The 23,808-nt window shown below is 42.0% G+C and carries 16 protein-coding genes; 6 read left to right on the forward strand and 10 right to left on the reverse strand.

The genetic code is table 11. The annotated features are described in order from the left end of the window. The first annotated feature begins 87 nt into the window (after window positions 1-87). A complete protein-coding gene (locus INE92_RS20690) occupies window positions 88-2,949 on the forward strand; it encodes a chondroitinase family polysaccharide lyase (protein ID WP_195436612.1) in 2,862 nt (953 codons plus the stop codon). A gap of 139 nt (window positions 2,950-3,088) precedes the next feature. Here the strand turns inward: INE92_RS20690 and cysS are convergent, their stop codons facing one another. The 5 genes from cysS to INE92_RS20715 form a co-directional block, all read right to left on the reverse strand. Then, window positions 3,089-4,570 (reverse strand): cysteine--tRNA ligase, encoded by a 1,482-nt coding sequence (gene cysS / locus INE92_RS20695; RefSeq protein WP_008023995.1) that lies wholly within the window; start codon window positions 4,568-4,570, stop codon window positions 3,089-3,091. Between the two features lie 230 nt (window positions 4,571-4,800). Next, entirely contained in the window at window positions 4,801-5,613 is an 813-nt protein-coding gene (locus INE92_RS20700) for a Cof-type HAD-IIB family hydrolase (protein WP_004315541.1), read from the reverse strand. 332 nt (window positions 5,614-5,945) lie between these two features. Continuing rightward, the gene (locus INE92_RS20705) at window positions 5,946-7,943 is read right to left on the reverse strand and encodes a PL29 family lyase N-terminal domain-containing protein (protein ID WP_008023999.1); all 1,998 of its coding nucleotides are present in this window, start codon (window positions 7,941-7,943) and stop codon (window positions 5,946-5,948) included. A gap of 21 nt (window positions 7,944-7,964) precedes the next feature. After that, entirely contained in the window at window positions 7,965-10,571 is a 2,607-nt protein-coding gene (locus INE92_RS20710; protein ID WP_008024001.1) for a DUF4955 domain-containing protein, read from the reverse strand. 145 nt (window positions 10,572-10,716) lie between these two features. Further along, the gene (locus INE92_RS20715; protein ID WP_195436611.1) at window positions 10,717-13,557 is read right to left on the reverse strand and encodes a DEAD/DEAH box helicase; all 2,841 of its coding nucleotides are present in this window, start codon (window positions 13,555-13,557) and stop codon (window positions 10,717-10,719) included. Window positions 13,558-13,610: 53 nt separating this feature from the next. On the opposite strand from INE92_RS20715, the gene mnmA reads away from it, so the two are divergent. Continuing rightward, window positions 13,611-14,750, forward strand: a complete 1,140-nt coding sequence (gene mnmA / locus INE92_RS20720; protein WP_195436610.1) for a tRNA 2-thiouridine(34) synthase MnmA — start codon at window positions 13,611-13,613, stop codon at window positions 14,748-14,750. 240 nt (window positions 14,751-14,990) lie between these two features. Here the strand turns inward: mnmA and INE92_RS20725 are convergent, their stop codons facing one another. Continuing rightward, window positions 14,991-16,517, reverse strand: a complete 1,527-nt coding sequence (locus INE92_RS20725) for a GH3 auxin-responsive promoter family protein (protein ID WP_015532109.1) — start codon at window positions 16,515-16,517, stop codon at window positions 14,991-14,993. A 137-nt stretch (window positions 16,518-16,654) separates the two neighbouring features. Between INE92_RS20725 and INE92_RS20730 the strand changes: the two genes are divergently transcribed. Further along, on the forward strand, window positions 16,655-17,665 hold the full coding sequence (locus tag INE92_RS20730; RefSeq protein ID WP_004315551.1) for an ATP-dependent 6-phosphofructokinase: 1,011 nt from the start codon (window positions 16,655-16,657) through the stop codon (window positions 17,663-17,665). Here INE92_RS20730 and rnc read toward each other — a convergent pair. From rnc to INE92_RS20745, 3 genes are read right to left on the reverse strand one after another with little or no spacing between them, the layout of a single operon-like run. Next, window positions 17,607-18,674 carry a ribonuclease III gene (gene rnc / locus INE92_RS20735; RefSeq protein WP_151921543.1) on the reverse strand — a complete coding sequence of 356 codons (1,068 nt, stop codon included), beginning with the start codon at window positions 18,672-18,674 and terminating at the stop codon, window positions 17,607-17,609. The genes INE92_RS20730 and rnc overlap by 59 nt on opposite strands. After that, the gene (fabF, locus tag INE92_RS20740) at window positions 18,640-19,902 is read right to left on the reverse strand and encodes a beta-ketoacyl-ACP synthase II (protein WP_008024013.1); all 1,263 of its coding nucleotides are present in this window, start codon (window positions 19,900-19,902) and stop codon (window positions 18,640-18,642) included. The genes rnc and fabF overlap by 35 nt, the downstream gene beginning before the upstream one ends. Before the next feature lie 15 nt (window positions 19,903-19,917). Beyond that, window positions 19,918-20,154 (reverse strand): acyl carrier protein, encoded by a 237-nt coding sequence (locus tag INE92_RS20745; protein ID WP_002558672.1) that lies wholly within the window; start codon window positions 20,152-20,154, stop codon window positions 19,918-19,920. 98 nt (window positions 20,155-20,252) lie between these two features. Between INE92_RS20745 and purN the strand changes: the two genes are divergently transcribed. Continuing rightward, window positions 20,253-20,879 (forward strand): phosphoribosylglycinamide formyltransferase, encoded by a 627-nt coding sequence (gene purN, locus INE92_RS20750; protein ID WP_032851049.1) that lies wholly within the window; start codon window positions 20,253-20,255, stop codon window positions 20,877-20,879. A gap of 101 nt (window positions 20,880-20,980) precedes the next feature. On the opposite strand, the gene pdxB is transcribed toward purN, so the two are convergent. Next, window positions 20,981-22,021, reverse strand: a complete 1,041-nt coding sequence (gene pdxB / locus INE92_RS20755; RefSeq protein ID WP_061448408.1) for a 4-phosphoerythronate dehydrogenase PdxB — start codon at window positions 22,019-22,021, stop codon at window positions 20,981-20,983. Between the two features lie 117 nt (window positions 22,022-22,138). Here pdxB and INE92_RS20760 point away from each other — a divergent pair, with 117 nt between their 5' ends. Beyond that, window positions 22,139-22,744 carry a DUF4254 domain-containing protein gene (locus INE92_RS20760; protein ID WP_015532111.1) on the forward strand — a complete coding sequence of 202 codons (606 nt, stop codon included), beginning with the start codon at window positions 22,139-22,141 and terminating at the stop codon, window positions 22,742-22,744. Window positions 22,745-22,747: 3 nt separating this feature from the next. Next, complete coding sequence (locus INE92_RS20765; RefSeq protein WP_009039118.1) at window positions 22,748-23,779, forward strand: glycosyltransferase family 9 protein; 1,032 nt, start codon at window positions 22,748-22,750, stop codon at window positions 23,777-23,779. The last annotated feature ends 29 nt before the right edge of the window (window positions 23,780-23,808 follow it).

Raw genomic sequence — 23,808 nt, forward strand, 5'->3', positions numbered from 1 at the left:
TAACGCAAATAAGTGCCAATTTTAGGAGTAAATCTCTGCGACAATAATAGGTGTTAATCCGCATCCGCGTTTAAATTGAAAATAGTAATGAAAAACAGTTGTTTTATAGTATTATTCCTTTTGGGAATCATTCCTTCAGCTTTCGCCCAACTCATCGGATTTGAAGAAGAAGTGCCCGAAGCATTTAAAGTTTCCGGAAAGGGAGAAGTGAAAATCTCTTCTCTTTTTTACAAGGAGGGTGAAAGTAGTCTGGAATGGGACTTTCAGCCTGGTTCTACGCTGGATGTTCAAATTGCTCCTTTATCGTTGAATACGAGAAACGAGAAGCAGTTCGGCATTACCTTGTGGATTTATAATGAGAAACCGCAGCAGGATTCTATTCGTTTTGAGTTTCTGAATAAGGAGGGAGAAGTCTCTTACTGGTTCTCTTATCGTTTGCAGGCAGCAGGTTGGCGGGCTTGCTGGATCTCTTTTGAGTATATGCAGGGCGACAAGAAAGATAAGAAGATTGTAGCCTATCGCCTGGTTGCCCCGCAACGGAAGGGACGTATCTTTCTTGACCGTCTGATTTTTCCGGAAAAGAAAATGAATCTTCGTACCACTCCCGACCAACAGTTGCCTACCAATAATGGGCTGTCTAATCGTGACCTGTGGCATTGGTGTCTCGTGTGGAAATGGGAACAACAGTCGTATGATATTCCCCTGCCTTCTAAATTGACAAGCGAACAAAAGAAGGAGCTGAAGACTATCGAACAACGTTTGACAGATTTTCTGGAAGTGAAAAAGGCACCGCAAGGGCCTATTAATGCTGCCTATAAAACATTTGAGAAAGCGGCTATCAGTCCATCCATCGCTGGGACGGGATTTATAGGAACTCCTATTGTTGCTCCTGATGAACAGGACAAGAAGAAAGGAGAAATGTCATGGAACGATATTGAAACGATGCTTTCCGGCTTTGCCTATGATGCTTATTATAACCAGAACGAAACATCAAAGAAAAACTACTTTACCGTATTCGACTATGCTATCGATCAGGGATTTGCATACGGTAGCGGTATGGGTACCAATCATCATTATGGTTATCAGGTACGTAAGATATATACAACTGCCTGGCTGATGCGTGATGCTATCTATAAACATCCTCATCGGGATGCTTATCTCTCCACATTGCGTTTTTGGGCGGCTCTGCAAGAAACTCGTCAGCCATGCTCTCCAACACGTGATGAATTGTTGGATTCCTGGCATACGTTATTGATGGCGAAATTTATTTCCGCTATGATGTTTCCCGATGCAAGAGAACAGGCGCAAGCGTTGAGCGGCTTGTCACGTTGGCTTTCTTCTTCTTTGCGTTATACTCCGGGAACGATCGGTGGTATAAAGGTAGACGGTACGACTTTCCATCATGGCGGTTTCTATCCGGGATATACCACTGGAGTACTTGCGACTGTAGGAGAATATATTGCATTTACCAATGGTACAAGTTTTGAACTGACCGAAGATGCGCGCAAACACATGAAATCAGCCTTTATTGCTATGCGCAATTATTGCAATTTCTATGAATGGGGCATCGGAATCAGTGGCCGTCATCCTTTTGGAGGGAAGATGGGAAGCGATGATATCGAAGCATTTGCCAATATAGCTTTATCCGGTGATTTATCCGGTCAGGGAAATACGTTTGATCGTGGTCTGGCTGCTGACTATTTACGTCTGATACGCAATAGTGATACTCCGAATGCGCGTTTCTTCAAGAAGGAAGGTATTCAACCGGCACAGGCTCCACAGGGATTCTTCGTTTACAACTATGGTTCGGCAGGCATTTTCCGTCGTGCGGACTGGATGGTGACATTGAAAGGGTATACCACTGACGTATGGGGCTCTGAAATTTATACGAAAGATAACCGTTACGGACGTTATCAGAGTTATGGCTCCGTGCAGATTATGGGGAAAGGAAATCCCGTGTCACGTGCCGGAAGCGGTTTTGTGCAGGAGGGATGGGACTGGAACCGTTTGCCGGGCACAACTACCATTCATTTGCCTTTCAACTTGCTTGATAGCCCATTGAAAGGAACGACTATGGCACGCTCCAAAGAGAATTTCTCCGGAAGCAGTTCTTTAGATGGTAAAAATGGAATGTTCGCTATGAAATTGGCAGAACGGGATTATGAGAACTTCACACCAGACTTTGTGGCCCGTAAATCCGTTTTCTGTTTTGATAACCGGATGGTTTGCCTGGGAACAGGTATTGCGAACTCCAATGCGGATTATCCTACGGAAACGACTCTTTTCCAGACAAAATATAATGGTAAGGAGCCCAAAGTAGGAGAGGATAGCTATTGGCTTCATGATGGCTATGACAATTATTATCATGTAGTGGACGGAACCGTTCGCTCACAGGTGGTAGAACAGGAATCACGGCACGAAAAGACACGTGAAGTAACTAAGGGAAAATTCTCTTCTGCCTGGATAGAACATGGCAAGGCGCCGAAAGAGGGGACTTATGAATATATGGTTTTGATACAACCTTCTGTTTCTGATCTTGACGAACTGCGTAAAACTTCTCCATACGAGGTGTTGCAACGCGATCAGACTGCTCACGTTATTTATGATAAAAAGACAGGTATCACGGCGTATGCTGCTTTTGAAACTTATCAGCCTGCTGGTGATAAAGTGTTCGCCACTATTCCTGCGGAAACAATGGTGATGTATGTAAAGGAACCTAATAAAGGTATCCGCTTAAGTGTCTGTGATCCGAATCTGAATATAGAAGAGAAGACGTATACAACGAAAGAGCCCAGTCGTCCTATTACTAAGGAGATACGGCTTAAAGGACATTGGAGATTGACAAGCCCGATGGAAAATGTCCGGTTGGAACAGCAGGGGGACCAGACCGTACTGACGGTAACCTGTCAGCATGGACAGCCGGTTGAAATGCTCATGGAAAATAAATAATTAGTGAATAAGATAAGAGAAAACAAGAATTTAAAGAGAGGTATTAGTTATCATGTTTCTATGAAAAAAGAGAAGACCGGTTCGTGGTGAGCCGGTCTTCTTTGTATTTGCATGGTGCGTTGAGCACTTTCTTTTCTTATTACTTATTCAGCCTCCATTCGAAACCGTCTTTAGTATCTTTGATTTCAAATCCGAGTGCTGTCAGGGTGTTGCGGATTTCGTCGGAAGTAGCCCAGTCTTTGTTGGCTTTCGCTTTCATACGTTGTTCCAGTAGCATATCTACTACCTTGCCGTAGGCTGCTTCACGACCATCAGAAGAGCCTTTTTCTTCTTTCAATCCCATGATGTCGAAACTGAATAGATGGAATGTTTCTTTCAACTCTTTCAGGTCTTCGGCGGATATGGTAGCATTGCCGGCAATGATATTGTTAATAATGCGGGCACCTTCGAAAAGCTGTGCGATGACAATCGGTGTATTCAAGTCGTCATTCATTGCTTCATAGCATTTAGCGCGCAGTTCTTTCACGTTGATTCCCTCTGAAGTTGCCGGTGCGGGAGTAATCTTATCCAATGCGTCAATGGCTTCCATCAGACGTTGCAGCCCTTTTTCGGATGCTTGCAGTGCTTCATTGCTAAAGTCTACCGTGCTGCGGTAATGAGCTTGCAGGATGAAGAAACGGATTGTCATTGGTGTGTAGGCTTGTGCTAGCAGCTTATGAGTACCGTTGAAGAATTCGTCCAAAGTGATGAAGTTGCCGAGTGATTTACCCATCTTGGTTCCGTTGATGGTAATCATGTTGTTGTGCATCCAGTAGTGAACCATGTCATCACCTTGTGAGGCTACCGATTGTGCGATTTCACATTCGTGGTGAGGGAAAATCAAGTCCATTCCTCCTCCGTGAATATCGAAGTGTTCGCCTAGGTATTTGCGTCCCATAGCGGTACATTCGGCGTGCCATCCGGGGAAACCGTCGCTCCATGGAGACGGCCAGCGCATGATATGTTCAGGTTGTGCCTTTTTCCAAAGGGCGAAATCGGCGGGATTGCGTTTTTCGCTTTGTCCGTCGAGGTCACGGGTGGTATTCAATACGTCGTCCAGATTACGTCCGGAAAGTTTTCCGTAATGGTGATCTTTGTTGTATTTGGCTACATCGAAATAAACGGAGCCTTCGCTTTCATAGGCGTATCCGGCATCCAAAATCTTCTGTACCAGTTGGATTTGTTCAATGATATGTCCTGAAGCATGTGGTTCGATGCTCGGAGAAAGTACATTCAGTGCTTCCATTGCTTTATGATAGCGGTTCAGGAAATATTGAACAACCTCCATTGGTTCCAACTCTTCCAGACGTGCTTTCTTGGCAATCTTGTCTTCTCCGTCATCGGCATCATGTTCCAGATGACCTACATCGGTAATATTTCGTACGTAGCGTACTTTATATCCTAGGTGGGTGAGATAGCGGAATAACACATCGAAGGTTATAGACGGGCGGGCGTGTCCTAAATGTGCATCTCCGTAAACAGTCGGTCCGCACACATACATGCCTACATGAGGTGCATGAAGCGGTACGAACAACTCTTTCTTTCTATCTAAGGTGTTGTAAATGGTAAGTTGATGTTCCATAACATTTTATATTTGTTTTATTGGAACTGCAAAGTTAGTATAAAATCTGAATATGCGCTCTATCTTTGATGAGTTGATTTTAGCTCTTGAGTTGTTTTACTGATAATATTATTAGTTTCCCGGTATAAAACTAAAAGTTTCACACCGAGGAACCAATGGTTTCATTACGGGAAACCAAAGGTTTCTCACCGAGAAACTAAAATTTTGTCGGCATGAAAATAAATGTTTGGTTATTGTTGACTGCAAAACTTATCAATAGCTTCTGCTACACCGTCTTCTTCGTTGCTTAGAGTGATGTAATTTGCTGCTTTTTTTACAGGTTCTTGTGCATTTCCCATAGCAATTCCCAGTCCTGCAAACTTAATCATGGATAAGTCATTATAGCCATCTCCCATTGCTATGACTTCTTCTCGTGCTACTCCTATTTCTTTCAATAAGACAGCAAGAGAAAGAGCTTTGTCAATTCCTTGCGGAACTAATTCGAGGAAATAGGGTTCTGAACGGAAAACGTTAATATGTCCTTGTAGCCGGAGACTAAGTTCTGCTTCAAGCGGAATGAGTTTATCTGCGTCTCCCACGATGAGGCATTTGGCTACAGGAAGCGTGATCTCTGTGAGGAAGTCGTTTGTTTCCCGTACTGCCATTTTATTGAGAAAGGCCTCTTTCTGTACGTATGGGTCTTGAGAGTTTTCTGTTATTATATCTGCTCCGTCATAGGTTAATATACTTAGTTGGTGGGTACGGGCACATTCATAGAGCATCGGAACAACTTCATTAGGTAGCACATTTTCATATACCATCTCTTTTGTTTCCCAATTGATAATTTCACCTCCGTTATAGGAAAGGATGAAACCTCCGAATTCATTCATCCGTAATTCGTTGGCTAATGGTACAATACCATAAGTAGGTCGTCCGGAAGCTAATACGAGTCGTATTCCTTGCTCTTGTATACGTATTAGAGTTTCCCTGTTGCGGGGAGTGATTTCTTTTTTAGAATTGGTGAGTGTGCCGTCAAGGTCGAGCACGATAAGTTTGTATTTCATGTAGCGTTGTTTTGGGTGCAAAGATAGATTAAAAAAGTTTTTCCGCAAGGTGGTGGGGGAAAAGATGTGGCTTTAGCTAAGCCAGCCATCGTTTGTTCAACTTGGCAGATGTTTTTGTAAAGTATTGAATATTAATAAAGGAGCTTCAGATCTGAGTCGTCGTGCTGTCATGCATCAGATGCAGGGACTTTCTTTTTGAACCAGACTCGTATTTTTCGGATGTAGTAGCTTCTCCTGTTTCTGATTTCTTGATTGATGATATGACATTTAGATAAATAAAAGCCGCATAACGAAAGTTATGCGGCTTTTATTATTAAACTGGTAAAAGAGTTTTATTCAATTGTTGCTCCATAACCAGCTACATCGCTAGCTAATGTAAATATACCATTTACATAATCATATTGAGTAATAGGAGCTGTTGCGTGCTTGGTTATGTTATTACCGCTTGTTGGTTCTTTAACTAAAGAACTTGTATGATAATAATTCCAATTTTTGGTTAAGCCATATACGATATTGTCGGTTACATCTATTTGAGGTGTGCAACTTTCTAAGAAAGAATAATAGTAGGAACCGAATTCTGCTTCCGGACTTACGTCAAAGATATTCTTGCTTATAGTCAATGATGTTCCTTTTTGATATCTGAAGAATATATTGCTACCTATCATGTTGACAAAAGTATTATTTATAATTTCGGCAGAAAGTACACCATCTGATAAAGGTATATTACCAGTAGCCCAGTTTAATATTTGCACGCCTTCTTGAGGTGTCTGGCTATACACTATATTGTTCTTGAAGTTGAAAGTTTTATAATCTCCTAAATTGAAACCTTTATATATATTTATCAAGGCAATTTTGATAGCATTAACTTCAATACGAGTGTCTTGAACAGAGATGTTGTCTATACCAAAGTAAGTCTTTTGTGCTGCATCGTAATAAATTGGTTTCAAGACATTCGCAATCAGACAGTTGTCAATGCAGATGTCAGTAAAGTCTCCCTTGCTGATAACGCCTGCATTATTTATAAAATAACCAGCATTGCTACCTCCATTGAGATCACTTAAATCTATTTTTATATTCTTAAAAAGTAGCTTTCCTTTGCATGATTTCCAGCAATTAATAGGACGAAGTGTTACTTGCTCGTCATCATATCGACCGATGATAATAACATCATTGCTGATTGATTTTACTCCGGTTGTGGTAAAATTGTGTGCTGTACCTGTGAGGAACAGTATAACAGGTTTACTCATTGTAGCACTAAAGTAAGTGTCAAGTGCCACATCGGCATCTGTTGCATCCAATATTTGTATGTCAGCATCTGAATAAATTTGGTTGTTGATGGTGATGCCGCCGATAGTAATGTCTTTACCATGATCAAAATCGGCTTTATAATCCGTACGATTCTTAATACTAACCTGAATCTTTGCAATCATAGCATACTTTCCACTTGTTGCCAATATCGCAATATCAGTACTGTTATCAGCTGTTGCACGAGTCATCATCTTTGCGCTTGATGCAGGGGCAGTAACAATCAATACATTTTCTTTTCCAGCTTCCTTAGAGAATTTAGCACTCCATCCTTCTGGAGCAGTAATCATTGTATTTTTTACTCCTCTCATGGTCATGGTAAATTCTTTCGTTTCACCTGCAGAAAACTCTTGTATTTGTTCTAAATCTTCAGCCGCAAAACTACATTCAAAGTCGCTGATGATAGGGATACGTATGGTTGGAGCATCCTCACCCGCAAGTACTAAGACCAGTTCGTTGTTTTCTACTGTTACACTCTTGAAGTTTTTGTCTTCTGCCGGAGCGGAACCGTCACCAGTTGCGCTGACTTTGTCAGTAGTTCCTTCTTTGTATATATATTCATAGTTTTTTCCTTCATCATAGCTAACCTGCCAGTAGCCTTCACTATCTACATTAAATGTAGGAGTCTTGCCACTCTCTCCATTAGCTTTCACAGGTTGTCCGTTTACAGTCAGACGCTCCGGAGTTTCATTTTTGTTGTAAAGAACAGTCCAGTAGCCTTCTGAATCGATACCGATAATAGGGCATAACAGGTTATTATCGTTTTTCATATATAGATTTACTGTTTTTCCATTGCTCAAAGTGAGTGTGTAGGAATCAGACTTTTCCTCTATATTAGTAATAAATGTTCCTTCATTATAAAGTTCGCGAAGAGCTTCTGTGTTACTATTTATATCACGTACTTGTGTCTCGAGTGCGGTAACGCGCTTTTTCAGTGCGTCTACATCATCTTCCAAATCGTCAATGTTGGTACATGCTACCAGGCATACAGCCAATAACATGAACATACTCCATACTTTTTTCATGATTATATTGTTTTAAAGTTATTATTTTAAAGAGGATAGCCAGGAAGGAACATATCCCAAACGTTTACGTAATTGAGCCTCATAGAGTGAATATGGTTCCACAGCAGTTCCGTTACTTTCGAGTCGCTTCATTTGAGTAGCATCAAAATCTAAAGGACTTCCGTGGAAACCGACAATGATAGGAGGCATAAATTTCCACCAAAAGCCGTTACTATCCCACCAGGTAAATTTACCTTCTGTATCGATGTCCTGATCTGTTTGTACATTTGTTGCATAGAAATTCCATATTGTCAGATTCTCCATGTGATTTGGCATTTGAGCAGAGTCTCCTCCTTGTCTCCAATGCATGAAACCGCCAGTACAGCAGTCAATTAATGTTGCACGTGGCTGTGTGGCATGTGATTCAAAGCAAGAATCATCTCCCCATTTCACATTCCATATTACAGCACCCATGCTTTGCTTTGAAACACCGCAAGCGTGATATTGACCAACGTTTGTTTTATATTCCATCAATGTGCTTTCACCTTCTCCTTTTCTAAGTGTGTAGCCATTGCTGCTTTCAGTTACTTTTCCAATAAAGATACGGGAAGAAGCTTGCGAGCGGATAGAAGCATGTCCACGATTACCACCAATAGTGATGTCATAAGCAGAACAATTGGCAGAACTTGTGATTGACATGGCTTCACTAACACTTTCAAAATTAACCCGGCGCATCCATGAATTGGTCAGACGTACAAAATCGATAAGCTTAAAACCACCGTCATCTATGTCAGAGCCGTGATGAATAAACTTCTCTTTGGCATGTCCTTTAAATGTAAGGTCTTCTACGCCAACATTGGCATAATTGGCGAATTTATGTACATTCCATCCCCAATCTTTATTAATAGCATGCATGATGGGTTCTTTAAAGGTAATACTGTTACCACTAATCTTTTCAATCTGATGGTATTCGAATATTTGAATACCATTTGTTTTGATATTGGGAGTAATGCCTTGTTGTACCTTAATATCTTGCCATTGATAAGGCGATAGTTCGGAATTAATAACATCATTATCCGTGTTTCCCAACTTGGGGGTTCCCAGTACGAGACATACCCAACTGCCCGCACTTACTCCTGTTAAACTGGCCGTTATGGTTTTGCTGCCTATGGGAGCGTCTTCAGTGATAGCACCAATTGATTCTCCTAATCCTGTATTATGTTTGAACTCCATCATAACAGGAGCATTCCACATTTCCTCAGTAGGTTTGGGAGAATTATTTGCAGCAGTCATTTCGAGTGTTGTTTTGTTTCTTCCGGCTCCTTTTAAAACAATATCACTCATCGATATACGAATCCTGCGATCCTTAGAATCCTCATCTTGTAGAATATAATTCCCTTCTGGGAAGTAGATAATAGCTTTAGCGTTTTCCTTAATATATCGATCTGTCATATTATTGAGATCTTCTTGCTTTGTTTCTCTTGCTATTTCTTCCAGTACCTTCATGAAAGCTGCTCTGTCAGATTTGCCGTCGTTGGGGATAGCCCCATATTGGGGATCTGTAACATCGTATACTTTATATCCTTGTGCTATTAATGTTTCTATTTCAGGAGGAGCTATTTCACCATGTTTATATCCGGCGTATGAAAAGTCCAATAATACATTTTGTTGATCTGCGTTTACAAATTGTTGCCAGGCTTTTGCTCCGGTTTCATTGGAAAGTTGTTTCACTTCAATAGAAACAATACGGATATAATTCTTTGATGAAGTAAGTACAATCTTAATTGTTTCTTCTACGTCTTTTACAACAGTTGCTTGTGGTGTGATAGTTAATAAGTTCTCGGATAAAAGAACATCCCATCCTTTAGGAGCTTGTATTGCAGCTTGTTGCACGTCATTCTGTTCTACTTTATACTCTTTATGGCTTTCATTGGGGGCAAAAACTTGCACAGCTTGTTCACTTTCAGCGTCATTGAGACCATAAATGATCAGTCCGAAGCTGTCGTCTACTGGGAAAGTATATGTTTTTTCACCATCAGCCAGGGTGAATGAGAAAGTATGGTTTGCTTCATTATATTCTACCTTGCTGAATATGCTGGTTCCTCCCTGACTTCCACCTTCGGCCTTAGTTCCTAAGCTTGTATATGTTTGTCCATTATCGTAGCTCACTTGCCAATATCCACTGGAAGATACGCTGATTAATGGAGTTGCCACCACATTGCCTTCTCCATCACGGGGCCAGGCTGATATTTTCTCTCCATCGGCTCCTGGCAGATATTTGAAATCTGTATCATTACTTGTTTTATATATCCAGTAGCCTTCTTCGTCTACGGAAAATTCAGGGACAGACGCTTGTACTGCTTCACTCTCCATGACTTTAATGCTTGTTCCGTCACTAAGTTCCAGCAAATATCCTAAGCCATCTTTAGTCGGAGTAATTCCGATAATGATTTTGTTTTTTTGCATAAGGGCTTGCAGACTGGCAAATGAAGTATTCAGTCCTTCCGTTGCTTTTTCCAAAGCAGCGACACGGTCTTTCAGAGAATTGATGTCTGCTTCCAGGTCGTCTGTTTTTTGGCATGATTGCATGATTGCCAACATGCTGCAAATACCAAATAGTAATAGGTAGGTAATGCTCCTGTTTTTCATACATTTATTATTTCGGGTTATTTATAATTTTCACAGTGGCAAAGATAACCGGATAAAATAAGAGTATATGGATAAAAAAATTCAGGAATACGATGAAATAATACATTTTACACACCTCTGTGATAGATTGAGGCTTTATGTATTATTAGAGCAGGTCTACCCATTGCTCATTGCTTAATATAGGCAATGACTCACTGTCGGCAACAAATGTTTCCGCCAGTTTTCGTTTCTCATCTTGCAGATGCAGAATCTTTTCCTCGATACTGTTTTGTGTAATGAAGCGATAGGCAATCACTTGCTTATCCTGACCGATACGATGGGCACGGGCGATGGCTTGCGATTCGGCGGCAGGATTCCACCAGGGATCTATGATGAATACATAGTCGGCTTGTGTAAGATTGAGCCCCACACCTCCTGCTTTTAGTGAAATAAGGAATGCCTGAACATCTTTTTGCTCGGTGAAATGGGCGATTTCGGAGGGCCGGTTGTTGGTTGCTCCTGTTAATAGGGCATATTTCCAGCCTCGTTCTTGGAAAGCTTCAGCCAAGGCCTCCAGATGTTTGACGAATGAAGAGAAAATTAGGACTTTGTGTCCTTCGCTTTGTAATGTATCGAATGTTTCGATTATCTGTGCGGTTTTTCCGGATGTTCCGGTATAATCAGGAAGAATGAGTTGCGGATGACAAGAGAGTTGTCGTAAACGCAAAATGCCATTTAGTACACTAAACGAATGGAGCCTGTTCGTACTTTGAGGGTGCTGGAGAAGTATGTTTCGCAGGCTGTTTTTCTCCTGTTCGTAACACGTGTTCTGCTCTTCAGTCATGTCGCAGTAGATTGTTTCTTCCGTAAGTTCAGGAAGTTCCGGAGCTACCTCTTTCTTGCTTCTGCGGAGGATGAATGGGGCAGTCAGTTGTTGCAACTGCACTCGTACGCGTTCGTTTCCCTGGCGAATCGGCATTATGAACTGCTTTTGGAAAGCACTTTCCGTGCCCAGTAAGTCCGGTTGTATAAAATGAAATTGAGCCCACAGGTCCTTTAATGAGTTTTCGATAGGAGTACCTGTCAGTGCGAGTCGGTGTTTGCTTTGCAGTTGAATTGCCGACCGGAAGGTGAGCGATTCGCTATTCTTGATATTCTGGCTTTCATCGAGCACGACATATTCGAAACGGTAGGAAGAGAGTATATCAATGTTATTTCTCATCATGCCATACGTAGTAAAGATCAAGTGAAAATGACCGAAGAATTTTTCCGGACGTTTCTTGTCTATAGCCACGGTGTTGTTGTATTCCATCATTGAGAGCCCTGTAAAGCGCTTGGCTTCCCGTCGCCAGTTGTGAAGTAGTGATGTGGGGACTACAATTAGGGTAGCGGGTTGTTTGGGAGCGGATGGCTTATATATGTACTGTAGCAGGGTAAGAGTCTGAAGCGTCTTCCCGAGTCCCATGTCATCTGCCAGGCATCCGCCAAATCCTTGTTTATGGAGGTGTACCATCCACGAGAATCCTTTCTGCTGATAGGGGCGTAATGTTGCTTTAAGCGTTCTTGGTACGGCAACGTTATGTATTTGCTGCTTCGCGGGGATTTTTTTCACTCCATCTTCATCCAAAGCTGTCTGTACGGCACCTATAAATGCATGTTTCAACCGAATTCCTTTTTCTGTTTGTACTCCCATCTCCAGTAAGTTCGCATATTTGCTGAACCACTCTTCAGGCAGGAGAATCATACGCCCGTCAGGTAGCAGATATTCCCGCTTTTCTTCGAGGATATGTTTGCGGAAACGTGAAAAAGGAATGCGCAGATTACCGATAACAACAGTGATGTGCAGTTCGAACCAGTCAACCTCATCGTCGCAACTTTGCTCGATGCGTATCTCATCCAGACAATACAACGCATTCCCTACATTACTGGTAAGGTGAAAGGATTGCTGCAACATCTCCCGATGATTGTTGATCCATTCGACAATTGTCTTTTCCGGAGCTTTGGCAGATAGTTGGAAGTGTGTGGCATTGAGTTGTTGCAGACCGGCATTCGTTAAGAGTTGGACTGCTTGTTCTTCCACTGTAATATTACGCCGGAAAAAGCCGATTTCACCGGATGTTTTCCGATAAATGATTTTCTTCATTTCATTAGCACTATCTGGTGCAAATGTCTGGTCTCCATAGCGGAAGACAAGTTGCAATGCTTGTCCGTTGTATGTGGCATCTTCGAATGAGAGAACAGCTTCACAGGCACATTCTTCTTCAGTAATATTCAAACCGTGAGTCTCGATATCGTGATAACGTGCAATTGGAATAACGATGTTGTCTATGTATTTTTCAATCTGCAAAGCGTCTACGCTAATTGATCTTTTCTTTGTGAAAGGTAAGATACGTGCGCTTTCAATGTGCGGAAAGAAATATAACTCCATTCCCAATAATAGAGTGGTCGGCGAGGAGGTCAGTACAACTACCGGTTTTAACTCACTCAAAGAGAACGGTTGCCCTTCATAATAACACTGCAACTGATAACGGAACGTTTTACTGTCAACATGAAACGTTACGCGAATTTCTACGTCGTGAGGGTTGATATGATAAATATGATGGGCGTATAAGATTTTGCTACCGGCTTGTTTCTGATAAAAAGGCAGTCCGTTTTCCCGTATCAACGCCAGCATCTCCAACAGCTTCTTTTCGATAAACGGACGAATATTATTTTTAATTCGTTCCGGATCTTCGGATAGCTTATGTAGAAAGCGTGATACTGTTTTTTCACGGGAGTAGAGGCCCATCAGATACTTTTCTGTATAGTATGAAGCGATATCGATAGCTTGTCTTTCCGCTTCGCTCATTATGCTCATAGCTTCCGGAGAGGCGTGAAACGCTTGCTCCACTAATTGCAAGGTGCCATCGTTCAGCCTTTCCGCAATATACGGAATCAGTAATATGCCGAGTATCGGATGCTCTGTGAAAACGATTATAACTTGTCCGTTAGTTGGTCTCTCTTTCATTCTCTTTTAGGCTTTAACTGACAAAGATACGGGAAAATACTTAATTTTGCAGCATGATAGAGGAAAACAAACGCGTATTGCTTGGAATGAGTGGTGGTACAGATAGCTCTGTTGCTGCTATGCGACTGCTGGAAGCCGGTTATGAAGTAATCGGGGTAACCTTCCGTTTTTATGAATTGAATGGTTCGACAGAATACTTGGAAGATGCCCGTAATTTGGCAGAACGTTTAGGAATACGGCATATAACATACGATGCCCGTGAAATATTTGCCCGGCAGATTATTGAATATTTTGTGCAGGAATACCTGGCAGGACGTACTCCGGTCCCCTGTACCTTGTGCAATAATTACCTGAAATGGCCTTTGCTTGCTAAGATTGCCGATGAAATGGGAGTTTTTTATATTGCTACTGGACACTATGCACAGAATATACAACTAAATGAAACCTTTTATATAACATACGCCGCCGATTCGGATAAGGATCAAACCTTCTTCTTATGGGGATTGAAACAGGATATTCTTAATAGGATGCTGTTGCCGATGGGCGATATTACGAAAGCTGAAGCCCGTGCCTGGGCTGCTGAACATGGCTTTCGAAAGGTGGCAACCAAAAAGGATAGTATCGGTGTCTGTTTTTGCCCGATGGACTATCGGACCTTTTTAAAAGACTGGTTGGTCAGAAATGGTCAGATGTCGGTCAGTAATAGTGAGGCATCAATCAACAATAGTCAGACATCGGGCAGCGATAAACAGACCTGGTCTGACAGAATCAGAAGAGGAAGATTTGTCGATGAAAAGGGAAATTTTATTGCCTGGCATGAAGGCTATCCCTTTTATACTATTGGGCAGAGACGCGGTTTGGGCATTCATCTGAATCGTCCTGTATTTGTGAAAGAGATTGATCCTGAAAAGAATGAAGTGATGTTGGCTTCTCTTTCATCGTTGGAAAAAACAGAAATGTGGTTGAAAGATTGGAATCTTGTAAATCAGGAGCGTACTTTAGGACGCTCTGACATAATTGTGAAGATACGCTATCGCAAGCAGGAAAACTATGGCACGATTACCGTCACATCGGATCATTTACTGCACGTGCAGCTCCATGAACCATTAACAGCCATTGCTCCCGGGCAGGCTGCTGCATTCTATGGAGACGGATTGCTACTAGGAGGAGGAATCATAGTCAACGCCCGGTAATCTTATATATTGGGAAGATGAACGCTCTGACGCAAGTTTTTTAAAACAAAACTTAGCTTGCTAATCGACATAACTAAGGCACGGATTACACGAATAAACAAGGAAAGAGAATAAACTTATCCATGTAATTCGTGTAATCCGTGCCTGAAAGAAATCGGAGAGTTGTTTTGACGCTCTCTCCTTATACAAGTAACCTCTGTAATGGAAAAAAACTTGTAGTGGTTATGTTTTGGTTTTTGGTTATTCTTCCGGATGAGCGCTATTATTCAGCACCAGCATTGCTTCTATATATTCGCGTGTATTGCTTAATCTGGGTACTTTGTGTTGTCCTCCCAGTTTTCCTTTCTGTGCCAGCCAGTCATGGAACAATCCCTGACGGGCAACGATCACTTCCAATGGTTGCAAAGCAATATCTTTCCATCGTTTGGCCTCATAGTCAGAGTTAACCTCTTTCAGCGTAGCGTCAAGTATTGCGGCGAACTTTTCTACGGAATCCGGCATTTTGGCAAATTCTATCAGCCACTGGTGCCTGCATTTTGCGTTCTCATCCATAAACACCGGCGCCGCAGAGTATTCGCAAATTTGTGCTCCGGTTTCGGCGCAAGCCTTTGCCAATCCTTTTTCAGCATTATCGACAATCAGCTCTTCACCAAATGCATTGATGAAATGCTTCGTTCTTCCCGTGATGACAAACTTATAGGGATTCTTGCTGGTAAACTTCACAGTATCACCAATCATGTATCTCCACAAACCACAGGAAGTAGAAATAACCATTGCATAGTTCTTGTTAAGCTCGACTTCTTCAAGACAATAAGCCCGTGGATTTTCTTTTCCCACTTCCTCCAACGGAACAAATTCGTAGAAAATTCCATAGTCGATCATTAATAACATGGCAGGATCGGAAAGGTCGTTCTGGGTTCCGAAATATCCTTCCGAAGCATTGTAGGTCTCTACATAATGCATTTTAGGTGTTGTAATCACCTGTTTATATTGCTCACGATACGGTGTGAAAGCCACTCCACCATGGAAGAAAACTTCCAGATTGGGCCATACTTCTTCCAGTGCCTGCTTTCCTGTCTTTTCAAGGATACGTTTGATAAGTACCAGCATCCACGACGGCACACCGGATAGGCTTGTCACATTTACCGGAATAGTGCTGTTGGCGATTGCTTCTATCTTGGTTTCCCATTCGCTCATCAATGCAATTTTCTTGCTTGGTACGCGAATGAAATTGATAAGCGGATTTACGTTTTGAATCAGAATAGCGGATAAATCTCCTACTAAACTATGATTGGAATTGAGGTTCGGGCTATGGCTCCCTCCTAGAATCAGTCCCTTGCCGGAGAAAAAATGGCTATCCGGATTGATGCGGAAATAAAGAGCTGCTGCGTCTTTTCCTCCTCTGTAATGAATATCTTCCAGCGCTTCCTTGCTGACAGGAAGGAATTTACTTTTATCATTAGTCGTTCCGGAAGATTTTGCAAACCAGCGTATCTCCGATGGCCAAAGCAGATTCTGTTCCCCAGCTCGCAAACGTTCTACATAAGGCTTAATTTCTTCGTATGTCTGGATAGGAACACGTTTACGGAAATCTTCATAGTTACGAATAGAGGAATAATCGTACTTTCTTCCCCATTCAGTTTGAGCGGCCTGGCGTGTTAAGCGGCTTAACACACGATGCTGTATCTCACTAGCCTGACTAGCATATAGGTCTATCTGTTTTAAACGGGAATCGAAAGTCTTACTAATAATTTTTGTAATATTCATTTCTGCTTTAACATAATAATGTTTAGTCGTGCAAAAGTAACTTATTTATCTTTTTTTTCTATCTTTACGACGGAAATAATCGTTAAAAATAGACGACTTTCATATAAATCCCGAGTTTTAGACTAAAAAATGCGACAATGAGAATTGGAATCTTAACATCCGGCGGGGACTGTCCCGGTATTAATGCCACGATTCGTGGCGTGTGCAAAACTGCCATCAATTATTACGGGATGGAAGTAGTAGGTATTCACAGCGGTTTTCAGGGCTTGCTGACTAAAGATGTCGAATCTATTACAGACAAGTCGCTCTCCGGTTTGCTCAATCTGGGTGGAACGATGTTAGGAACATCTCGTGAGAAGCCTTTCAAAAAAGGAGGCGTTGTCTCTGATGTTGACAAACCGTCTTTAATCCTTCAGAATATCCGGGAAATGGAACTCGACTGTGTCGTTTGTATCGGCGGAAATGGAACACAGAAGACTGCGGCGAAGTTTGCTGCGATGGGAGTGAATATCGTATCTGTTCCTAAAACCATTGATAATGATATTTGGGGTACAGATATTTCTTTCGGTTTCGACTCGGCAGTAAGTATTGCTACCGATGCCATCGACCGTTTACATTCCACCGCAAGTTCTCACAAAAGGGTGATGGTGATTGAAGTGATGGGGCACAAGGCGGGTTGGATTGCCTTGTATTCCGGTATGGCAGGAGGAGGGGATGTGATTCTTCTCCCTGAAATTGCTTATGACATTAAAAATATTGGTAATACGATTCTGGAAAGACTGAAAAAGGGCAAGCCTTATTCTATTGTAGTGGTAGCAGAAGGTATTAGGACAGACGGACGCAAACGGGCTGCTGAATATATTGCGCAGGAGATTGAATATGAAACTGGTATAGAAACTCGCGAAACAGTTCTGGGCTATATTCAGCGTGGTGGTTCGCCTACTCCTTTCGACCGCAATCTTTCTACCCGTATGGGCGGCCACGCGACAGAATTGATCGCCAAGGGTGAATTCGGGCGTATGGTAGCTTTAAAAGGGGACGATATTGCATCTATCCCTCTTGAAGAAGTTGCAGGAAAACTGAAATTAGTTACTGAAGATCACGATTTGGTGATTCAGGGGCGTCGCATGGGGATTTGCTTTGGCTAGTCTCCTCGGCTTCCATAGTAGGTTGTACCGTAGAAATTTCATTATCGGAGGTGTTTTCTTCTAAAACATTCTTCGGTTTTGTCTCGGGAATTACATTCAGTTCGGCTTCAAGTTCATTCTCAAATTCATTCTCAAGTTCAGTTGCCAATTCTGTTTCAGAGTTAGTTGCAAGTTCAACCTCCGGTTCTGTTGTAGTTGCTGAATGTTGTGCTTTGATCTCTTCGACAGTTGACATAAATACGGGTTCCTTTACTTTCTTTATAGCCATTTGGGCAGCATTCTGTTGAGACTCTTTTTTGGAATATCCCGTACCTGTTCCTGCCGGAAGTCCTTCAATGCGTACTTCAGTTTGGAAAACAGGGTTGCTGTCGTGATCGAGAAATTGCTCGATTAACTCAAAGGAAACCTCCATCTTATTTTTTTGGCTCCACTCAATAAGTTTGGATTTGAAGTTAACCTCTTTTCGGGATATTTTATCCAGGTCGATATAACGGTTGATGATCCGTTGTTCCATAAACTGTTTGCAGCGTTCATACCCCTGATCCAGATAAATAGCTCCGATAAATGCCTCAAAAGCATTTCCGTACATATAACTGTTGTGAGAAGAAGAGCGGGTGGAATACTTTATGAGTTTATCCAAGCCGATTTCAACGGCCAACTTATTCAAAGTCTCCCGTTGTACGATCTTAGAACGTGTGTTGGTCAGGAAACCTTCCCGTTTCCCTTCAAAACGTTTATAGACAATATCTCCTACGATGGCGTCGAGGATGGCGTCACCTAAAAACTCCAGCCGTTCATTGTTGAGGGGACGTCCCTTGTCGGAGCGGACAGAAGTTGATTTGTGCAGGAGAGCCTGCTCATAAAGTTGGATATTGCGCGGGTAGAACCCGAGTATCCGGTAAAAACAAAGATAAGACTCTCTATCCTTGCGGAACAAGAGCCTTATCTTATCTATTTCGTTACGTAACACGATATTACTCTGCGTATTTCTTGAAGATAACGCACGCATTGTGACCACCAAATCCAAATGTATTGGACAAGGCAACATTAACTTCGCGTTTCTGTGCTTTATTGAACGTGAAATTAAGGTTATAGTCGATATTCTCGTCGTTGTCACCTTCTTCGTGGTTGATAGTCGGAGGAACAATGCCGTTCTTGATAGCAAGGATACTTGCAATAGATTCTACCGCACCGGCAGCTCCCAGCAAGTGACCTGTCATTGATTTTGTTGAACTGATGTTCAACTCGAACGCATGATCACCGAATACTTCCTTGATTGCTTTTGCTTCTGAAATGTCACCAACCGGAGTAGATGTACCGTGTACATTGATATAATCTACTTCTTTCGGATCCATTTCCGCATCTTCCAGTGCATTTTTCATCACCAATTTCGCTCCCAGACCTTCTGGATGAGAAGCTGTCAGGTGATGTGCATCTGCAGACATACCTACACCGGCAACTTCTGCATAGATTTTTGCACCGCGAGCTTTAGCGTGTTCCAGTTCTTCCAGGATCAGGCAACCGCCACCTTCGCCCATAACGAAACCATCACGGCTTGCGCTAAACGGACGTGAAGCTTTAGAAGCTTCGTCGTTGCGTGTTGACAGTGCGTGCATAGCGTTGAAACCGCCCACACCTGCCGGGAAGATAGCTGCTTCCGAACCACCGGATACAATTACGTTTGCTTTACCCAGACGAATCAGGTTGAAAGCATCTGCAATAGCGTTGGTTGAAGTAGCACATGCTGAACAAGTCGCGTAGTTAGGACCATGGAAACCATACATGATAGAAATCTGTCCGGCTGCAATATCCGAAATCATCTTTGGAATGAAGAACGGATTAAACTTCGGACCCATTTCCTGACGAGTGTAGTAGTTGCCTACCTCTTCTTCAAATGTATGTATACCACCAATACCGGCGCCGAAAATAACACCGATTTTGTTCAAGTCTTCTTTCTCGACATCAAGACCGGAATCACTCACCGCTTCTTTGGCAACAGCGATGGCATATTGAGTATACAGGTCCATCTTTCTTGCTTCTTTGCGGTCTATGTATTTCGTTGCATCGAAGTCTTTCACTTCGCATGCGAATTGTGTCTTGAATAACGACGCATCAAAATGAGTAATAGGCCCTGCTCCACTAACCCCGTTCACAAGGTTTTCCCAAAATTCGGGAACGCTGTTGCCAACGGGAGTAATGGCGCCAAGGCCTGTTACTACCACTCTTTTTAATTCCATATTGATGAAATCGAATTACTTAGCGTGTTCTTCGATATAAGATACAGCATCACCTACAGTACCAATCTTTTCTGCTTGGTCATCAGGAATAGAGATACCGAATTCTTTTTCGAATTCCATGATAAGTTCTACAGTGTCAAGAGAATCTGCTCCCAGGTCGTTAGTGAAGCTTGCTTCGGTTGTAACTTCTGATTCTTCTACGCCTAATTTATCAACGATAATCGCTTTTACTCTTGATGCAATTTCAGACATAACTTTAAGTTTTTAATTAATAATTAGTTTTATTTCTTTAAATTTGCGGTGCAAAGGAATGAATATTTATCGTTTTGCGCAAATATTTGACTAAATAAATGCAAAGTTTTGCACATTTTTCACTGTTTTGTGCATCGAATTTGAGAGTTATGAAGAAAAACATCGCAATTTTTGCTTCCGGTTCCGGTTCAAATGCCGAGAATATTATCCGGTATTTCCAAAAAAACGATTCCGTTCAGGTTTCGTTGGTACTTTCTAATAAAAGTGATGCATACGTTTTGGAACGTGCGCATCGTTTGGGAGTGCCCTGTAACGTGTTTCCAAAGGAGGACTGGATAGCCGGAGATGAAATTTTGGCTATTTTGCAGGAGTACCGCATCGACTTTGTCGTACTGGCTGGCTTTCTGGTTCGTGTGCCTGACTTGCTTTTGCATGCTTATCCCGATAAAATTATAAATATACATCCTGCTCTTCTGCCGAGGTTCGGAGGCAAAGGAATGTATGGAGACCGGGTTCATGAAGCGGTAGTGGCTGCCGGTGAAAAGGAAAGCGGTATCACTATACATTATATAAATGAGCATTATGACGAAGGAAATGCAATCTTCCAGGCTACTTGTCCTGTTCTTCCGACAGATTCTCCGGATGATGTAGCCAAAAAAGTGCATGCCTTGGAATATGAACACTTCCCGCAAGTCATAGAACAAGTATTAAGAAATAAGTATTAGGTATTAAGTATTACTCCATGCAGATAATCGTTTGACGGAATTTCATGAAGTTCTCGGTCGCTACGGTTAATACTTAATACCTAATACTTAATACTTATTTCTTAATATTTGATTAAATAAGCTGTCTCTTCTCGCCGCAAAGGATAATCCCCGCGTAAGGTTTCGAATTGTTCCGGTTGATTTTTCAATCGGGTGCTATCTTCGACTGGATTATATATTTGGAGGATTGCTTCTTCATGTTTTTTGGCATGTATAATAGGAGAGGCGGGTGCCGGTGCGTTTATTTTATAATCAGCTTCTATTTGGAAGAATTTGCAAATGGCATCCAGTGACATGCGTGTGGCGTTTGCTTTTCCATCGGCAGAGTAACCCGCAATGTGGGGAGTGCCAATAAATACTTTATCCAGTAACTCACGGTTAATTTCCGGCTCATGCTCCCACACATCGATGATGGCATCTAAAATGATCCGGCTGTCTAGGGCTTTTAAAAGAGCATTGGTGTCAATGACCTCTCCTCGGGAGGTATTAATGATAACCGGTTTTCGTTTGAGTGACTGGAAGAAGTTCTCATCTGCCAGGTGGAAGGTTTTATATTTCCCTTCCTTATATAAAGGTACGTGAAAGGTAATGATATCACATTCTTCTGCTATTTTACTTAGTGAAGCGAACTGCTCTGTTCCTTCTTTTTCCTCCCGTGGCAAATCATTCAGTAAAACGCGCATGCCAAAATCCCGGGCAACTTTAGCTACTTTACTCCCTACGTTTCCCACTCCTATGATTCCAATCGTCAGTTCGTTTAACTTTTTGTTTCTGCAAGATTTCCACACCAGAAGCGATGACTGTATATATTGGGCGACAGAAGCAGAATTGCATCCCGGAGCATTTGTCCATTCTATGCCTGCCTGTTTGCAATACTCTGTATCAATGTGATCGAAACCTATGGTTGCCGTTGCTATGAATTTTACCCGACTACCTTCCAATAAATCCCGGTTGCAATGTGTGCGGGTACGGACAATGAGTGCGTCTGCATCCCGTACGAGCTCCGGAGTGAAATCTTTCCCCGGTACATAAACCACCTCATCGGCTATTCTCTGAACCGCTTCTTTTATAAATGGTATTTTATTGTCGATAATAATTTTCATATACAATTCATCTTTTATACCCACAAAGGTAACAAATAAAAAAGTAAGAAAGGGTTGCTTGTCTGAAAAATATTACATAGATTTGCCCTATTATATATCTATTAGCTAGTTAAGATTATGACATTTAGTAACCTTTGCAACGAGATTTTTTGGAAATCGACAACAGATTACCATGTAACGGATAGTGTGGATGCTCCGATGAACAATCCTTACGAGTTGAAAACTATTGAGTATTATTTATATCTAAAGAACTGGATTGATGCTGTGCAATGGCATTTTGAGGATATTATCCGTGACCCGCAGATTGATCCGGTAGAAGCATTGGCTTTGAAAAGAAGAATTGATAAATCAAATCAGGATCGTACAGACTTGGTGGAACTAATTGATAGCTACTTCTTAGACAAATACAAAGAAGTAAAACCTCTTTCTGACGCAACGATCAATACAGAAAGTCCTGCATGGGCTATTGACCGCTTGTCAATTCTTGCATTGAAAATTTACCACATGCAGCAGGAAGTGGAACGTACGGATACTACAGAGGAACACCGTCTTCAATGTCAGACTAAGCTGAATATCCTGCTGGAACAACGTAAAGACCTCTCTACGGCTATTGAGCAGTTATTGGTTGATATCGAAGCCGGGAGAAAATATATGAAAGTATATAAACAGATGAAAATGTATAATGACCCGGCATTGAATCCGGTGCTTTATGCTAAAAAATAACGAATGGCGCGTATTCTCATTATTCGTTTTTCAGCTCTTGGCGATGTAGCCATGACAATACCGGTAATACATTCGCTGGCTGTGCAATACCCGCAGCACGAAATAACAGTGTTAAGTCGTGCTGTATGGCAGCCGCTCTTTCAGGGGCTGCCTACGAATGTAGGTTTTGTCGGAGCTGACTTAACAGGCAAACACAAGGGGCTTTGGGGCTTGAATAGCCTCTATTCGGAGTTGAAAGCGATGCATTTTGATTACATTGCTGATTTTCATCATGTGCTTCGTTCCAAATATTTATGTCTGCGATTCCGTCTTGCCAATAAACCGGTAGCTTCCATATGTAAGGGAAGGGCCGGTAAAAAGAAACTGGTTCGTCGTCACGATAAGGTGATGGAGAATCAGAAGAGTTCTTTTCGCCGTTATGCCGATGTGCTTGAGAAGCTCGGTTTGCCGGTTTTATTAAATTTCTCTTCTATTTATGGCGAAGGAAAAGGCAACTTTGCAGAGATAGAGCCAGTCACAGGACCTAAGGAAGGTCAAAAATGGATTGGTATAGCCCCTTTTGCCAAACACAGAGGTAAGATTTATCCGTTAGAGTTGCAGGAGCAGGTTATAGCACATTTTGCGGCTAACCCACAAGTGAAAGTTTTTCTTTTTGGAGGTGGTAAAAGCGAGCAGGAAGTGTTTGACGCATGGATTGCTAAATATCCTTCTGTTGTTTCAATGATCGGTAAACTGAATATGCGTACCGAGCTGAATCTGATGAGCCATTTAGATGTGATGCTTTCAATGGATTCTGCCAATATGCATTTGGCGTCCTTGGTCAATATTCCGGTTGTTTCTATTTGGGGGGCCACTCATCCTTATGCCGGTTTTATGGGCTGGAAGCAATTGCCGGTTAATACCGTGCAACTTGATTTGTCATGCCGTCCCTGCTCTGTATATGGACAGAAGCCTTGTTGGCGTGGTGATTATGCCTGTTTAAGAGATATAAAGCCGGAACAGGTTATTGCAAAAATAGAAGGGATTGTAGGTTGATATTTGCAGGAATTCAATTTAGTTGTTTT

The sequence above is a fragment of the Bacteroides xylanisolvens genome (assembly GCF_018289135.1).
In the GTDB taxonomy this organism is placed as follows: domain Bacteria; phylum Bacteroidota; class Bacteroidia; order Bacteroidales; family Bacteroidaceae; genus Bacteroides; species Bacteroides xylanisolvens.

Excerpts from the sequence above, each read along its gene's own strand:
- INE92_RS20705 (WP_008023999.1), bottom strand. The coding sequence starts at position 7,943 with ATGAAAAAAGTATGGAGTATGTTCATGTTATTGGCTGTATGCCTGGTA.
- purN (WP_032851049.1), top strand. The coding sequence starts at position 20,253 with ATGCAAAGTTTTGCACATTTTTCACTGTTTTGTGCATCGAATTTGAGA.
- INE92_RS20690 (WP_195436612.1), top strand. The coding sequence starts at position 88 with ATGAAAAACAGTTGTTTTATAGTATTATTCCTTTTGGGAATCATTCCT.
- INE92_RS20765 (WP_009039118.1), top strand. The coding sequence starts at position 22,748 with ATGGCGCGTATTCTCATTATTCGTTTTTCAGCTCTTGGCGATGTAGCC.
- INE92_RS20745 (WP_002558672.1), bottom strand. The coding sequence starts at position 20,154 with ATGTCTGAAATTGCATCAAGAGTAAAAGCGATTATCGTTGATAAATTA.
- INE92_RS20760 (WP_015532111.1), top strand. The coding sequence starts at position 22,139 with ATGACATTTAGTAACCTTTGCAACGAGATTTTTTGGAAATCGACAACA.
- INE92_RS20715 (WP_195436611.1), bottom strand. The coding sequence starts at position 13,557 with ATGAAAGAGAGACCAACTAACGGACAAGTTATAATCGTTTTCACAGAG.
- pdxB (WP_061448408.1), bottom strand. The coding sequence starts at position 22,021 with ATGAAAATTATTATCGACAATAAAATACCATTTATAAAAGAAGCGGTT.
- mnmA (WP_195436610.1), top strand. The coding sequence starts at position 13,611 with ATGATAGAGGAAAACAAACGCGTATTGCTTGGAATGAGTGGTGGTACA.
- INE92_RS20725 (WP_015532109.1), bottom strand. The coding sequence starts at position 16,517 with ATGAATATTACAAAAATTATTAGTAAGACTTTCGATTCCCGTTTAAAA.
- INE92_RS20700 (WP_004315541.1), bottom strand. The coding sequence starts at position 5,613 with ATGAAATACAAACTTATCGTGCTCGACCTTGACGGCACACTCACCAAT.
- INE92_RS20710 (WP_008024001.1), bottom strand. The coding sequence starts at position 10,571 with ATGAAAAACAGGAGCATTACCTACCTATTACTATTTGGTATTTGCAGC.
- INE92_RS20730 (WP_004315551.1), top strand. The coding sequence starts at position 16,655 with ATGAGAATTGGAATCTTAACATCCGGCGGGGACTGTCCCGGTATTAAT.
- fabF (WP_008024013.1), bottom strand. The coding sequence starts at position 19,902 with ATGGAATTAAAAAGAGTGGTAGTAACAGGCCTTGGCGCCATTACTCCC.
- cysS (WP_008023995.1), bottom strand. The coding sequence starts at position 4,570 with ATGGAACATCAACTTACCATTTACAACACCTTAGATAGAAAGAAAGAG.
- rnc (WP_151921543.1), bottom strand. The coding sequence starts at position 18,674 with ATGCGTGCGTTATCTTCAAGAAATACGCAGAGTAATATCGTGTTACGT.